The organism is Ferrimonas sp. YIN67 (genome assembly GCF_057219095.1).
The window spans coordinates 366,695-380,816 of the sequence record NZ_JBXVVJ010000003.1 but is presented as its reverse complement, the minus strand read 5'-3'; the positions used below and the strand labels follow the sequence as shown (position 1 = coordinate 380,816).

Below are 14,122 nucleotides of genomic sequence, written 5' to 3'. Positions count from 1 at the left end.
GCGTACAAGGGGAGTCAGTCTTCTGCGATGCCGGCACTGGCAGTAGTGCTCTCACTGACCTTGAGGAGCGAGCATGAATTTTGATTTGAACGATGAACAGCTGGCCTTTGTCGATCTCGCCCGCCAGTTTGCCGAGGGAGAGTTAGCCCCCAATGCGGCGGCCTGGGATAAAGACCACTATTTTCCCAAGGCGGTGATCCAGCGGGCCGGTGAGCTGGGGTTCTGCAGCCTCTACACACCGCAGGCCGAGGGCGGCCTGGGTCTGACCCGGCTCGACAGCGCTTTGATCTTCGAAGCTTTGTCCGCCGGCTGTACCGCGACCACGGCGATGTTGACCATTCATAATATGGTCACCTGGATGGTGGCCAGCTGGGGCAGCGATGCGCTCAAAGCCCTCTGGTGCGAGGGGCTAACCACTGGCGCGAAGCTGGCCTCCTACTGCCTGACTGAACCCGGCAGTGGCTCAGATGCGGCCAGCCTGAGCACCAAGGCGGTGCGCGAAGGCGATGAGTATGTGATCAGTGGCAGCAAGATGTTTATCTCCGGCGCTGGCGAGACGGATCTGCTGCTGGTGATGTGCCGTACCGGCGAGCCCGGCCCTAAGGGGATCTCCGCCATCGCAGTACCGGCAGATGCCGAAGGGATCCTCTATGGTAAAGCCGAAGAGAAGATGGGCTGGAATGCCCAGCCGACCCGGCAGGTGATCTTTGAGCAGGTGCGTGTGCCGGTGGCCAATTTACTTGGCCGGGAAGGGCAGGGATTCACCTTTGCCATGAAGGGGCTGGATGGGGGGCGCATCAATATCGCGGCATGCTCCCTGGGAACGGCCCAGGCGGCACTGGACCGGGCGACGACTTACCTGAAGGAGCGGCAGCAGTTCGGCAAGCCACTGGCGGCGTTTCAGGCCCTGCAGTTCAAGCTGGCGGATATGGCCACCGAGTTGGTGGCGGCTCGTCAGTTGGTGCGGTTGGCGGCGTTCAAGCTGGACAGGGAGGATGCGGAAAAGAGCGCCTACTGCGCCATGGCCAAGCGGTTTGCCACCGATGTGGGGTTTCGTGTGTGCAACGAGGCGCTGCAGATCCATGGGGGCTACGGTTATATTCGAGAGTATCCGCTTGAGCGTCACGTTCGAGATCTCCGGGTGCATCAGATCCTGGAGGGGACCAATGAGATCATGCGCCTGATCGTGGCGCGCCGGTTGCTCGATGATGCCTCGGCTCCAATCCGTTAGGACAAGCGCATAGAGCCCACGGCGAATACAAAGGAGAGTCCATGAGCGAACCCGTACTTTATCGTACCCTAGAGACGGACAGTGGCCACAGGATTGGTGTTGCCACCCTCAACAATGAGCGGTCTTTGAATGCCCTTTCCCTGGCCATGGTCGACAGCCTCACCGAGCAGTTGATGGCGTGGGCGTCGGATCCGCGGATCGTTTGCGTTTGGCTGGAAGGGGCCGGTGACAAGGCGTTTTGCGCCGGGGGCGATATTCGGGCCATCTATAACGTGGCTTGCGCCCATTCCGGTGAACTCAGCGACGAAGTGGAGGCCTTTTTCAGCCGGGAGTATCGGCTGGATCATCTGATCCACCGTTATCAAAAACCCATTGTGCTGTGGGGCAGCGGGATCGTCATGGGAGGCGGCCTGGGCTTGATGGCCGGGGCCAGTCATCGCCTGGTGACCGACACCTCCCGCATCGCCATGCCGGAGATCACCATTGGCCTCTTCCCGGATGTGGGGGGGACCTGGTTCCTCAATCGCATGCCGGGCTACTGCGGCCGCTTTCTGGCCCTGACCGGGTACAGCATGAACGGGGCCGATGCTCGTTACGTGGGCCTGGCGGATCTCTGTGTCAGTGCGTCGCGCCGTCATAGCCTGCTTGATGCGCTCACCACCCTGGGCTGGCACCATGATGTGTTGGCCAACCATGATCTGCTGTCAAGCTATCTGAGGGGTATTGAGGAGCAGGACAGGGGCGCCATGGCCACCAGTACCCTGCATGAACATCAGGGGCTGATCGACAGCCTGATGGCGGGGGACAGCCTGGTTGAGGTGGTCCAGCGACTTAGCGGCTTACACAGTGAGCAGGCGTGGTTGTGTCGAGCGCGGGACACCTTTGCTTCAGGCAGTCCCCTGACGGCCCAGTTGATCTGGCATCAACTCACGGCCTGCGCGGATCTTACCCTGGAGCAGGCGTTCCAGCAGGAGCTGATCTGGGCGGTTCGCCTGGCACAGCTGGGGGATTTTGTCGAAGGGGTGCGTGCCCGGCTGATCGACAAAGATGGGGCGCCGCACTGGCGTTATACCGAGCTGGATCAGATCGGGGCGGAGGTGATGGCGAGGGTTCACACCTCGCCGTTCGATCAGCACCCCCTGGCGTCACTCTCAGAGGAGGGAGTATGAGTACGATTGCATTTATCGGCCTGGGCAATATGGGAGCCCCCATGGCACGCAACCTGGTGAAGGCGGGCCACACCGTTCGGGTGTTTGATCTCAACGGGGCGCTCATTCATCAGTTGGCCGAGCAAGGGGCGATCCCCTGCCACACCAGTTGTGGCGCGGTAGCCGGAGCCGAAGTGGTGATCACTATGTTGCCGGCGGGCGAGCATGTACGCCAGCTATATCTTGGGGAGGAGTCAGGTCGCGGGCTCATTGCCAAGGCTGCGCCAGATACCTTGCTGATCGACTGCTCAACCATCGATGCCGCCAGTGCCCTGGCGGTTAATGAGGCGGCCTCGGTGGCGGGGCTGGAGTTCGTCGATGCGCCGGTCTCAGGAGGGACCGCCGGGGCGGCGGCAGGCACCCTGACCTTCATCTGTGGCGGCAGTGAGGCGGGATACCAGCGTGCGCGTCCTGTGCTGGCGGACATGGGGGCGAACATCTTCCATGCTGGCGGCCCGGGTGCCGGCCAGATCGCCAAGATCTGCAACAATATGCTGCTGGCGGTACTGATGATCGGCACCAGCGAGGCGCTGCAGCTGGGCCGGGATCATGGCCTGGATCCCAAGGTGTTGTCGGACATTATGAAGGTCAGCTCCGGAGGTAACTGGGCCCTGGAGAAGTACAACCCCTGTCCCACGGTGATGGACGAGGTGCCTGCCAGTAAGGGTTATCAGGGCGGTTTTATGGTGGATCTGATGGTGAAGGATCTGGGGTTGGCCATGGACACGGCGGCGGCCAGTCACAGTGCCACGCCCATGGGGTCCCTGGCCACGGCGTTGTACCGTCAGCATGCTCGTCGAGGCGAAGGCAAGAAAGACTTCTCTTCCATCTTTGAAACTTTCTTAAGCACTAAGGAATAGCCCATGAAGCTGGATCGCAAAGTGGTGGTGATCACCGGCGGTGCCGGAGGGCTGGGGATGGCCATGGCTCGTCGCCTGGGGGCACAGGGGGGCAAAGTCGTCCTGCTCGATGTCAATGAAGATGCCCTGGCCTGGGCGGTGAGTGAACTTCAACGGGAGCGGGTGCAGGCATTTGGCTATCCGCTGGACATTACCCAGGAGGAGCAAGTGGAAGCGGTGTTTTCTGCGATTGCCGCCGATCTGGGAGGCGTGGACGTGCTGATCAACAATGCTGGGCTATTGCGGGATGGCTTACTGATCAAGGTTAAGGAAGGCGTAGTGCAGGAGAAGTTGGCCCTCAGCCGTTTCCAGTCGGTGATCGATGTGAACCTGACCGGCAGTTTCCTTTGTGGCCGCGAGGCGGCCGCGCAGATGGCCGAAAGGGCTGGGGCACAGGTGAAGGCCAGGCAATGCCGGGGGGTGATCATCAACATCTCCTCCCTGGCCCGTGCGGGCAATATGGGCCAAACCAGCTATTCGGCCTCCAAGGCTGCTGTGGTAGCCATGACCGTCAGTTGGGCCAAGGAGTTGGCTCGTTATGGCATTCGCACCGGTGCCATTGCCCCGGGCATCGTGGCCACGGAGATGACGCAATCGATGAAACCCGAGGCACTGGAACGCTTGGCCCAGAGGGTTCCTCTGGGCCGTATAGGAGAACCCGACGAGGTCGCCTTTGCAGTCCAACACATCATCGAAAACGATTACTTCAGCGGGCGGGTGTTTGAGATCGACGGAGGGCTTCGACTTTAAGCGGAAGTTTGCTTTGCCCTGTTAATGACATGTGATCTTTTTTCTTATCGACTCGACGGTCTTTGTAGTGTCATATCTTGCTCGCGAGTACAACGGGGAGAGACCTCGGCTGATGCCCTCTTGTTTTGCGGGTGGATCTTGCTGTGCGAGGCGGTTGTATATCGGCCGCGATTCGGTGCTCTCTTGTGGTTATTAAGAAAGGATCAAAAAAGTGTTAAAGCAATCTCGAGCGGAGGCGATATCTAAGGGGGAGAGTGGAACAACGGCCAATACCCTAAGGTACGGCCATCAGCAGAAAGAGGATTTTAGCAATGGCTGTCACAGTAAACACCAATGTCACTTCGATGGGCGCCCAGCGCAACCTGAACACTTCCAACACCAACCTGCAAACCAGCATGGAGCGCCTCTCCTCTGGTCTGCGGATCAACTCCGCCAAGGATGATGCGGCCGGTCTGCAGATCTCCAACCGTCTGACTTCCCAGGTCCGTGGTCTGGATGTGGCGATGCGCAACGCCAACGATGGGGTTTCCATTGCCCAGACCGCCGAAGGGGCGATGCAGGAGTCCAGCAACATTCTGCAGCGGATGCGGGATCTCTCCCTGCAGTCCGCCAACGGCTCCAACTCCGCCGAGGACCGTGCTTCCATCCAGAAAGAGATGGTAGCCCTGCAGGACGAACTGACCCGGATCTCCGACACCACCTCCTTCGGTGGCCAGACGTTGCTGGATGGCAGCTATGGTACCAAGCAGTTTCAGGTGGGCTCCTACGCCAACGAAACCATCTCCCTCTCTTTGGATGCCATCGGTGCCGCCGATCTGGATAAGAGCAAGGCGGTTTCAGGGACCGTGGTAGCTGCGTCTAACGTGGCCACCTTGATCAGCTCTAACAATCTGGAGTTCACCTATACCGATGCCACCAGTGCGGCAAGCACCATCTCCGTCTCCCTGGCTGGCGTCTCGGATGCGGCAGGGATCGTGGATGCCATCAACGCCGAACTCAGCCACCTGGATGTGGCAGCCGCTCTGGATGACAATGGCAATGTCGTGATGGCTGGCTCCATCACCAACAATGGCACCGGCACCTCGGATCTCGATATCACTGGCGGTACCTCTGCCGGATCCCTGACTGTGGGGGCAGATGACTCCTACAACATCGGCGCCCTGGATCTGACTTCTGCGGCGGGGGCCCAGGCGGCAGTGATGGCCATTGATAATGCCATCTCTGAGCTCGATGACGGGCGTGCCGAGCTGGGGGCGGTACAAAACCGTTTTGCTCACACCATCAACAACCTGGGCAACATCCAGGTGAACGTTTCCGACGCCCGCAGCCGTATTCAGGACGTGGATTTCGCCAAGGAGACCGCCGAGCTGACCAAGAACCAGGTGCTGCAGCAGTCCGGCTCCGCCATGCTGGCCCAGGCCAACCAGATCCCTCAGCTGGCCCTCTCCCTGCTGTAAGCAGAAAAGGGTAACGACCAAGGCCACCGAAAGGTGGCCTTTTGCATGGGGGACGAGTAGCTATTAGCGGTTAGCGGTTAGCGGTTAGCGGTCAGCGGTCAGCAGTTCCCTGCCGTGCTTTGTTGCGGGTCACTAACCAAAGGTTCGATGCAGCTGAGACAGGGCCGCGACCTCCTGCTGCAGATCTTCGGCGGTGCTTTCTACCAGCTCGGCTTGCTGCAGTACCTGGTGGGTCAGTTGGGTGATCCCGTCGATATTGTGGGCGATCTCTGCGGCGGCCTGGCGTTGCTCTTTGGCGGCGACGGCGGTCTGTACGGCGGAAGACTCGACCCCCTGGACCTGCTGAGAGATCTGGGCGACCTGATCGGCACCCTGGTGTGCCTGTTCGGCACAGGAGCCCGCTTGCTCGCTGTTACGCTGCATTTGAACCACCCAGGAGGAGAGGGTCTCGTTCATGCCCTGAACGCTGGACTGGATGGCGGTGGTGGCCTGCTGGGTCCGACTCGACAGGGCCCGAACTTCGTCGGCGACCACGGCGAAGCCACGCCCTTGCTCGCCGGCCCGGGCCGCCTCGATGGCGGCGTTGAGCGCCAACAGGTTGGTCTGCTCGGCGATGCCATCGATCTCCTTCATCGCTTCGGCCACCCGATTGGCTTCCTGATGCAGGCTACCAGCTCGGGAGGCCGCGGTTGCTACGGAGCTGGCTAACTCCCGGATCTGCAAAGAGCTGTCCATCATCTCTGACTGGATCGTCTGGCAGTGCAGTGAAGTCTTGTGGATCCGCTCTGAATTGCCTTGAGCATGGCTGGCGATCTCACCAATGGTGGCGTTCATCTGTTCGACGGCGGCGGCGATCTGCTCCAATCTGTGGTGTTTCTGATCGATGCCATCCCGTGTCTGGTGGGCGATCCCCACCAGTGCATCGGCGGAGCTGGACAGGCGCCGGCCACTGTCGGCGCTGCGGCCCAGCACCCCCTGCATCTTGGCCTGATCTAACAGCAGTTGGAACTCCAGAACACTGGCACTGCCGGTACCTGAGTAGACTCGTCGACTGACGCTGTCATAGCGTCGTTGCAGTGCATCCAGAGTTCGCGGAACCTTGACCGCTTCGTTATAGAACAAGCCGATACAAAGCAGCATCATTACGCTGGCCGGCAGGGCAATCCAGGGGGAGATCACTATCATCCCCAAGGCCAAAATGCCGCTGCAGGCGCCAATGGCGATGGCGCGACGCAGTGCCAGACTCCACTCCCTTGGCAGTGTTTTTCCCTGTTGGATACGCCCATACAGGTGTTCAGCCCTGGCGATCAGGGTACGGCTGGGTTTGCGTCGAACCGATTGATAACCAGTGATCTGGCCATTTTCAAAGATGGGCGTTACGAAGGCATCGACCCAATAGAAACGACCATCCTTGGCTCGATTTTTGACGACGCCGCGCCAAGCTTGCCCCTGCTTCAATCGATCCCAGAGATCGGCAAAGGCGGCCTTGGGCATGTCCCTGTGACGCACCAGATTGTGATTCTTACCCACCAGCTCTGCTTCACTGTAGCCACAGACTTCAATGAAATCCCGGTTGGCGTAGGTGATGTAACCACGCAGGTCCGTTGTTGAGACCAGTTCCTGCTCCTCTCCAACCAGGATCTCTCCCTTGCGTCTTTTTGCGCTCATGTGAATTCCGTCCATTGTCACCACAGGCCTTGATCAGGCTCTCAAAATATCAAAAAGACCGTCTGGGATCTCGTTTTTCGATTTGTGCATGCACCATGTGCCATGGTCCGAGTGGGGAAAGCGCACTATTTGGGAGAAAAGGCTGTGTTTTTCCCGGGGCGGCGATACAGTAGAGCGTTGTAAAATTTACTGCCGAGAGGAAAGTGGTGCACCATGGCGGTGACGGACGATCAATTTCTGCTGCGCCTGGCTAACCGGGTCGGGATCATGGGGCTCACCATGTTGGTGTTGCCCTCAATATTGGCGGCCTGGGCCTATCGGGGGGAAGCGGGGGAGAAGTTTAGTTTTCTGACCCATACCCTGTCGGAGCTGGGGCGCTATGGATCATCGCCTTTGGCGGTGCTGGTCAATGGTGGGCTGTTCTTTGGTGGCTTGGCTCTGGTGATCAGTTTCAGCTCCCGAGGCTGGATCCGGCGCAGTGCACCCATTTCACTCTCTTTGCACCTGTCCGGGATCCTTCTGTCGTTAAGTCTGTCAGCCTGTGGTTTGTTTCCAGTGAACGTGGGCATGTTGCACAGTTACGCCATGACGGCGTTGTATGTCATGACCCCGATCTGTGCCGTGCTCTACTGTTTTGCCATTCTCACTGAGATCCCACCTCGTTGGGGGGTCTTGCCTGCCCTGGCCGCTGCCGGTTGTGCCCTCTCCCTGTTGCTGGATCCCGAGCGGAAACTGGTATTGACCGATCGCTACGCCTACGGCCTGTTTGGCACCGAGCGGCCCTGGATCTGGTGGCCAGCCCTGACGGGCTGGCTGTTGGTGCTGTTTGTCGGGATCTGGCTGCTCTACGTGTTGGTCCTGATACAGCGCCGAAGCCAGCTATGAAGGCTCAATCTCCAAACAGGGCAACCTCCCCGGCCTGACGTTGCCAGAAGTGACGGACCCCAGGTTGAGGTGGGGTATAGGCGTCGGCTGACTCCGCCAGTGCCCGGTGCAGATCGGCCAACCAGGGTTGTGCGCCCTCGGGGCCGGGATCGATCCTCAGCCAGTCCACGCCCAGTTGTCGTAACAGGGCAAGTTCCCCCAGGAGATCCATCGCTTCATGGCCATGGATCTGCACCCCATTAAGAGTCATCAGGGGTTGCCGCTCAAGAGTGTGCGCGATCTGAGCCCCCGTCTGCTGACACAGGGTCTCACAGCGTTGGCGGTTACGACCGCCAGCCCGGGCGGTCGCACACCGGGCCGAGACGGCCAGAGGCGGGCGGCCATAGCCCATGAGCTCCAGGCTGAAGCGTTCACGGATCCCAGCACTCTGGCACTGCTCCATCAGGGTTGCCAGAGTCTGAGCTGCCATCTCCAGCGGAGGTTGATAACCCGTCATGCCCAGTTTGAGCAGCCAGCGGATCCCATCCAGGTTGTAGATATTCAGTCCGGCACCGGCGATAAAGGGCAGGCGATACTGGCGGGCCAATGCTACGGCCGCCATATCGTTGGCTTCGATGGCGAACCGATCCTGGCGACATAGGGCCTGCAGCAGGGCCAGATCTTTCTTGGAAGCCACCAGGCTGAGGCTCGTCAGGATCACCTCCTTGCCACTGTCAGTGAGCTTTTGTGCCTGCTCGAGCAGGGTACGTGGGGCGAGCCGGTCCCGCAGGCTGCAGACGCTTTCTCCCAGATAGATACGCTCGGCAGGACTGACTTTCGCCAGGTCGAGCCAATCGTATTGCTGCTGTCGCGTCATGGGCCACCAGTTTGGGGCCAGGCTCAATTTGATGGTGTGTGTCATGGCGATCCCCTTATTGCCAGCCGGACAGGTATGGACCCGTGGTCAGTGTCTGCCCCTCGGAGAGCAGGCGCAGTTGTTCCTGCCAACGGGGATCACAGCGGTAACTTTCCCCATCCTGTACCAGGCGATCGATCGCCTGGCGCCAGACCCGGGTGATCTGCTGACTGTAGGCGGGACTGCGCTGGCGTCCCTCGAGCTTCAGGGCGGTGATCCCCATCTTGGCCATGCGGGGCAGCAGAGGCAGCGTCGACAATGAGCAAGGGCTGGAGATGGGGTGCTGGGCTTCACCGTCGATCAGGTATTGGCCTTTACAGACCGTGGGGTAGCCGCCTGGCTGGCCAGGCGGAACCCGGTCCAGCAGGGCACCGCCGAGGCGGACTTCGCGGCCTTGAGGGCCCTCTTTCCACTGCACCTGACTGGCCGGTGAGCAGGCCCCCCCGCTGTTGGGGGATTGGCCACTGACCCAGGTGGACAATTGGCAACGCCCCTCCGCCATGACACATAGACTACCTGAGGCAAACACCTCCAACTCTACCGGTGATGCGCTGGCGATCTGCTCGATCTGCAGGATGTCCAGCACCCGCGGCAGGACGGCCCGGGTGATCCCAAACTCCCGGTGGAACAGCTCGAGGCTGGGCAGGTTGGCGGCGCTGGCCTGGACCGACAGGTGACGCTCGGTATCTGGATGGTGACTGGCGGCATAGGCCAGCAGGCCGGGATCGGCCAGGATGATCGCACTGACCCCGGACTGGGCGGCGGCATCGACGGCTCGATGCCAGCGTGCTTCCTGGCCCGGTTGGGGAAAGGTATTGATCGCCACATAGAGCTGGCGCTGGCGCTGGCGACACAGGGCCGCGGCGTCGGCCAACTGATCCGGAGTGAAGTTCAGCCCGGCAAAGCGGCGGGCATTGGTGTCGTCTTTGAGGCCGACGTAGACGGCGTCGGCGCCGGCGTCCAGGGTGGGCGCGAGGCCTGCCGGGGTACCAACGGGGGCAAGGAGTTCCATGAGTCAGGTGCTGTTCTTGTTATGGGCCGGTAAACTTTATCAGTCCCGGTGAAGTGATTTCTTGATGTGGTGCGGGTATTTTATTCGACCACTTGGTTATTATTCTACATAACTCACTGAAATTAGGAAATTTGTGAACGTGCAACCGCCTTTGACTCCCCTGCGTATGACTCTGCTCCCTTTTTTGCAGCGGCACTTTGCCGTCGCCATCGATGCCGGGGAGATGGATTTTCTTAATGGGCGAGCCGTCGAGCTTGGGGCTTTCGGTCTGCCCTGGCCCCTCCAGCTGGGGTTAGAGCAGGGCCGTCTTACCCTGAACTGGCCCGATGGTCATGCCCAGGCCAAGTTGAGCGGCTCTGTGCCGGCCCTGCTCCAGGTGGGGCTGGGCAGGGCGGATGGCGATGCCCTGTTTTTCCAACGCAAACTGGCTATGGAGGGGGACACAGAATTGGCCCTGGAGGTGAAAAGCCTGTTGGGGCGGTATCCCCTCTCCCTGCCCCTGTGTCGTCACTGATGGCCAGGCTCGGCTTGCCGCAGCGCGGCTGAGGGAGCAAAGAGAGGGAGTTGGCCTGTTTTTTGCCTGTTTTCTTAGGTCAAACAAGAATAAGAAAGGAAGCAAAAACATGCATTTATCTGCACAGGAACGGGGCTGGTTGCCCTATTTTGGAGCAAGTGGCAAGTGGCAGCTGGGCAAAGCCTGCTGGCTTAATCGTCATCGTATCCCCCTGCTGGAGCAGAGCTTTGACAGCTTTGCCCACAATCGGGTGAGGCTCTTGCAAGGCTGGGCCGAAAGCCAGTGGGCGTTTCTCCAGGATGCCGCCCTCTATCTGGGTAGCAAGCCGGAAGCGGAGCAGGGCGAAACCCTGGCCCAGTTGTGTGGTCGAGCCGGTGACATCAGTGAACTGTTTCTGGTCGATGCCAGTGGAGAGGTGCGCCATACCAGTGCAACCGGGGCCGCTCCTCCTCTGCCCTCTACCCTGGTCCGTCGTGGCCTGGAGAGCCCGTTTCTGCATGGCCCCTATGTGGATCCCAGGACCCTGGCGCTGGGGCCGTCCAGCTCCCGCTTTCACGATGCCGTCACCTTGATGTTTTACTTGCCCCTGCCCTCAGAGCAGGGCTGTTTGTGTGCGCGGGTGCCTAATGATGTGCTGGGGGATCTGATCCAGCGAGAAGCGGGCCATATCTACCCGGAATCCGGCGACAACTATGTGTTTATGGTTCAGTCCCAGTTGGATCCCAGCATTTTGCCCGGCACGGCGTTATCCCGCTCTCGCTTTGAGGACAGTACCTTTAGCCATGGTGAAAACCTCAAGTCCGGGATCCACACTCAGTGGGGCCGGGTACAGATCTGCGCCCATACCGAGCTCGAGCTCCGTTTTACTGATCCGGCAACCGGCCAACTGCATCCCGGCGTAAGGGAAACCATCGCCAAGGGGCAGAATCTGTTTGTTCAATATCCAGGCTATTCGGATTATCGGCATATCCCCGTGATCGGAAAGGGGATCACCTTTACCCTGCCCGGCTCACCGGACCGCTGGGGGATGATGTGTGAGGCCGATCTCGAGGAGGTGTACCGTCATCGCTCGCTGGCTCATACCCTGTTGAAACGGGCCACTCTGACGATGGGACTGACCATGATGCTCTCTTTGTGGCTGATGCAGAGCCTCAGTTTGGGGAGCGGTGGTGCCGTTGGGGTGGTCCTGCTGATGTTGCTGCTGGCCAGTGTGGGATTACATCTCTGGGCCTTTCGCCCCCTGGCCAGCCAGTTAACTGAGATGACCTCAGTGCTACAGAAGATCGCGGAGGGGGAGTGTGATCTGACCCAGAGGGTGACGCGCTCGAGTCAGGCCCAGGATGAGTCGGCAGAGCTGGGGCGTTGGATCAACAGCTTGATCGACAACCTGCAGGGGGCCATGGGACAGATGGTCTGGGCGTCCAACGAAGTGAAACAGGCCAGCGAGTCGATGGTGCGGCGCTGCCAGCGTGTCGATGAATCGACTCAGCAGACAACCAGCGCCATCGAGGCCCTGCTCTCCCTGTCCGATCGTCAGTACGGTGATATCGGCCAGGCCACTGACAGTGCACACCAGATGCAGGCTCAGATGCGGGAGGCGGTGATCCGGGCACAGCAGGAGCATAAACAGGCCCAGGCCAGCACTGAGTCGGTTAAAGCGATAGTGCAAAGCTCTTCCCATAGTGTGAAGCAGGTCAATGCCCAGATGGGGCAGATTGATGACATCGTTAAGCTGATTGGCAATATCACTTCTCAGACCAACCTGCTGGCACTCAATGCTGCCATTGAGGCGGCCCGGGCCGGTGAACATGGACGCGGATTTGCCGTGGTGGCGGGGGAAGTGCGCCAATTGGCGACGAAAACCTCAGAGGCGGCCTGTCATATCGGTACCATCATGGAACGCCTGCGACAGGAGTCTGAGGCGGCCGTATTGTCGATGGAGCGGGGCGTGCAGGCGGTGGATCAGGGGGCTGAACAGGACGATGACGGCGAGTCTAATCGTCAACTCAGTGAGACCGCCGAGGGATTGTTTGCGGCCATGTCCTCGCTGGCGCAAAGCAGCCAGAACCATGCCGAGACGGCGCAGCAGGCTCAGCAATCCTGTGAGGATCTGGTCCTGGGCGCTGCCCAGCTGAGCCGGCGTACCTCCATTGTCCGTAATGCCATTGCTCGACTGGATAGCCAGGTTGATCGCTTCGTTTTGTCAACGCGTGACTCGGCCGTGCGCGATCCTTTATAGCAGCAGTTCGCCCCAGACAAACCCCAGTGCCACGGCCACGGAAATGGCGGTGAGACCAACCAGCAGGAAGGGGTGATTGAAGACATATTTGCCGATCCGGGTCGAGCCTGTGTCATCCATCTCCACCGCGGCCAGCAGGGTGGGGTAGGTGGGCAGGACAAACAGGGCACTGACGGCGGCAAAGGAGGCGACCAGAACGTGGGGCGGTGCGCCCAGGCTGATGGCGGCAGGAAACAGGGCGATGGTGGCTGCAGCCTGGGAGTAGAGCAGCATCGAACTGAAAAACAGTGCAATGGCCAGCAGATAGGGACGAGCCTGAATAAGATCACCCGCCAGGGCCTTGATCTCCTCGATGTGCGCCGAGACAAAGCTGTCGCCGAGCCAGCCGACCCCCAGAACACAGATGCAGGCGCTCATGCCGGACTTGAAGGTGGACTGGTTGACGATCAGCTCAGGCTCGATAGGGCAGCTGTAGACGATGGCCGTCGCCGCAGTGAGCATCATCACCATAATGGCCTGGTCCCGAGCCAACAGGGGAACCTCCACCAGTCCCAGTGCCGGGCTGGTGAGGGTGGCGTAGCTGACCACGGCCAGGATCGCCAGGGCGAAGATCCCGACCGAGCGCCTTGCCCCTGGGGGCAGCGGGGGCTCGGTACGGGCATTGCGCACAATGATCAACCCTTCCGCCAGTCGCTGCTGGTAGACGGGATCGTCCAGCAGCTCCACACCCTGGCGATCGGCGACGAAGGCGGCCACCAGGCAGGCCAGAAAGGTGGTGGGAATGGTGATCATCAATAACTGCAGGTAACTGATCCCCACCGGCTCCAGCATGGCGGCGAGGGCGACCACGGCGGCGGAGACCGGCGAGGCGGTGATGGCGATCTGGGAGGCGACCACGGCGATGGAGAGGGGGCGTGAGGGGCGGATCCTCTGCTCTTTGGCCACCTCGGTGATCACCGGCAGGGTGGAGAAGGCGGTATGACCTGTACCCGCCAGCAGGGTCATGGTGTAGGTGACGACAGGGGCCCAGAAGGTGATGTGGCGGGGATGGCGGCGCAGCAGACGCTCCGCCAGGTGAACCAGATAGGTCATGCCACCGGCCAGTTGCATGGCGGCGATGGCGGCGATCACCGACATGATGATCAGGATCACCGTCACCGGGATCTTTCCCGGGGGCGTGCCGATCACCGCCAGGGCCAGGACCCCCAGCCCCCCGGCATAGCCGATGGCGATGCTGCCCAGGCGGGCACCCAGGACGATGGCAAGCAAGACGATCAGTAGTTCCAGCCAGACCATGGTGTCTCCTCGATAGTGGCAGTTAAAAGCTGATAGCCATGAGCTGTTAGCTCACCAGAGGTGCAAAA

At 60.5% G+C, this 14,122-nt stretch carries 12 protein-coding genes; 8 read left to right on the top strand and 4 right to left on the bottom strand.

The window, feature by feature from the left end; genetic code table 11:
• Positions 1–73: 73 nt before the first annotated feature.
• From AC2D8U_RS08915 to AC2D8U_RS08895, 5 genes are all read left to right on the top strand, one after another.
• Positions 74–1,231 (top strand): acyl-CoA dehydrogenase family protein, encoded by a 1,158-nt coding sequence (locus AC2D8U_RS08915; RefSeq protein WP_484618687.1) that lies wholly within the window; start codon positions 74–76, stop codon positions 1,229–1,231.
• A 41-nt stretch (positions 1,232–1,272) separates the two neighbouring features.
• Positions 1,273–2,400 (top strand): enoyl-CoA hydratase/isomerase family protein, encoded by a 1,128-nt coding sequence (locus AC2D8U_RS08910; RefSeq protein ID WP_484618686.1) that lies wholly within the window; start codon positions 1,273–1,275, stop codon positions 2,398–2,400.
• Entirely contained in the window at positions 2,397–3,299 is a 903-nt protein-coding gene (gene mmsB, locus AC2D8U_RS08905) for a 3-hydroxyisobutyrate dehydrogenase (protein WP_484618685.1), read from the top strand. Before AC2D8U_RS08910 ends, mmsB begins: the two co-directional genes overlap by 4 nt.
• Positions 3,300–3,302: 3 nt before the next feature.
• Entirely contained in the window at positions 3,303–4,088 is a 786-nt protein-coding gene (locus AC2D8U_RS08900) for an SDR family NAD(P)-dependent oxidoreductase (RefSeq protein ID WP_484618684.1), read from the top strand.
• A 311-nt stretch (positions 4,089–4,399) separates the two neighbouring features.
• On the top strand, positions 4,400–5,545 hold the full coding sequence (locus AC2D8U_RS08895) for a flagellin (protein ID WP_484618683.1): 1,146 nt from the start codon (positions 4,400–4,402) through the stop codon (positions 5,543–5,545).
• 132 nt (positions 5,546–5,677) lie between these two features.
• On the opposite strand, the gene AC2D8U_RS08890 is transcribed toward AC2D8U_RS08895, so the two are convergent.
• The gene (locus tag AC2D8U_RS08890; RefSeq protein WP_484618682.1) at positions 5,678–7,213 is read right to left on the bottom strand and encodes a methyl-accepting chemotaxis protein; all 1,536 of its coding nucleotides are present in this window, start codon (positions 7,211–7,213) and stop codon (positions 5,678–5,680) included.
• A 213-nt stretch (positions 7,214–7,426) separates the two neighbouring features.
• On the opposite strand from AC2D8U_RS08890, the gene AC2D8U_RS08885 reads away from it, so the two are divergent.
• Positions 7,427–8,098, top strand: coding sequence for a hypothetical protein (locus tag AC2D8U_RS08885; protein WP_484618681.1), 672 nt, complete (start codon positions 7,427–7,429; stop codon positions 8,096–8,098).
• Positions 8,099–8,102: 4 nt separating this feature from the next.
• Here AC2D8U_RS08885 and AC2D8U_RS08880 read toward each other — a convergent pair whose 3' ends face one another.
• Together AC2D8U_RS08880 and ubiU are read right to left on the bottom strand one after the other, a co-directional pair.
• Positions 8,103–8,999, bottom strand: coding sequence for a U32 family peptidase (locus AC2D8U_RS08880; protein ID WP_484618680.1), 897 nt, complete (start codon positions 8,997–8,999; stop codon positions 8,103–8,105).
• Between the two features lie 10 nt (positions 9,000–9,009).
• Positions 9,010–10,005 (bottom strand): ubiquinone anaerobic biosynthesis protein UbiU, encoded by a 996-nt coding sequence (gene ubiU, locus AC2D8U_RS08875; RefSeq protein WP_484618679.1) that lies wholly within the window; start codon positions 10,003–10,005, stop codon positions 9,010–9,012.
• A 133-nt stretch (positions 10,006–10,138) separates the two neighbouring features.
• Here ubiU and ubiT point away from each other — a divergent pair, with 133 nt between their 5' ends.
• Both ubiT and AC2D8U_RS08865 read left to right on the top strand, forming a co-directional pair.
• A complete protein-coding gene (ubiT, locus tag AC2D8U_RS08870; protein WP_484618678.1) occupies positions 10,139–10,519 on the top strand; it encodes a ubiquinone anaerobic biosynthesis accessory factor UbiT in 381 nt (126 codons plus the stop codon).
• 109 nt (positions 10,520–10,628) lie between these two features.
• Positions 10,629–12,758 carry a methyl-accepting chemotaxis protein gene (locus tag AC2D8U_RS08865; protein WP_484618677.1) on the top strand — a complete coding sequence of 710 codons (2,130 nt, stop codon included), beginning with the start codon at positions 10,629–10,631 and terminating at the stop codon, positions 12,756–12,758.
• Here AC2D8U_RS08865 and AC2D8U_RS08860 read toward each other — a convergent pair.
• Positions 12,753–14,054 carry an anaerobic C4-dicarboxylate transporter gene (locus AC2D8U_RS08860; protein WP_484618676.1) on the bottom strand — a complete coding sequence of 434 codons (1,302 nt, stop codon included), beginning with the start codon at positions 14,052–14,054 and terminating at the stop codon, positions 12,753–12,755. The genes AC2D8U_RS08865 and AC2D8U_RS08860 overlap by 6 nt on opposite strands.
• Positions 14,055–14,122 lie beyond the last annotated feature (68 nt).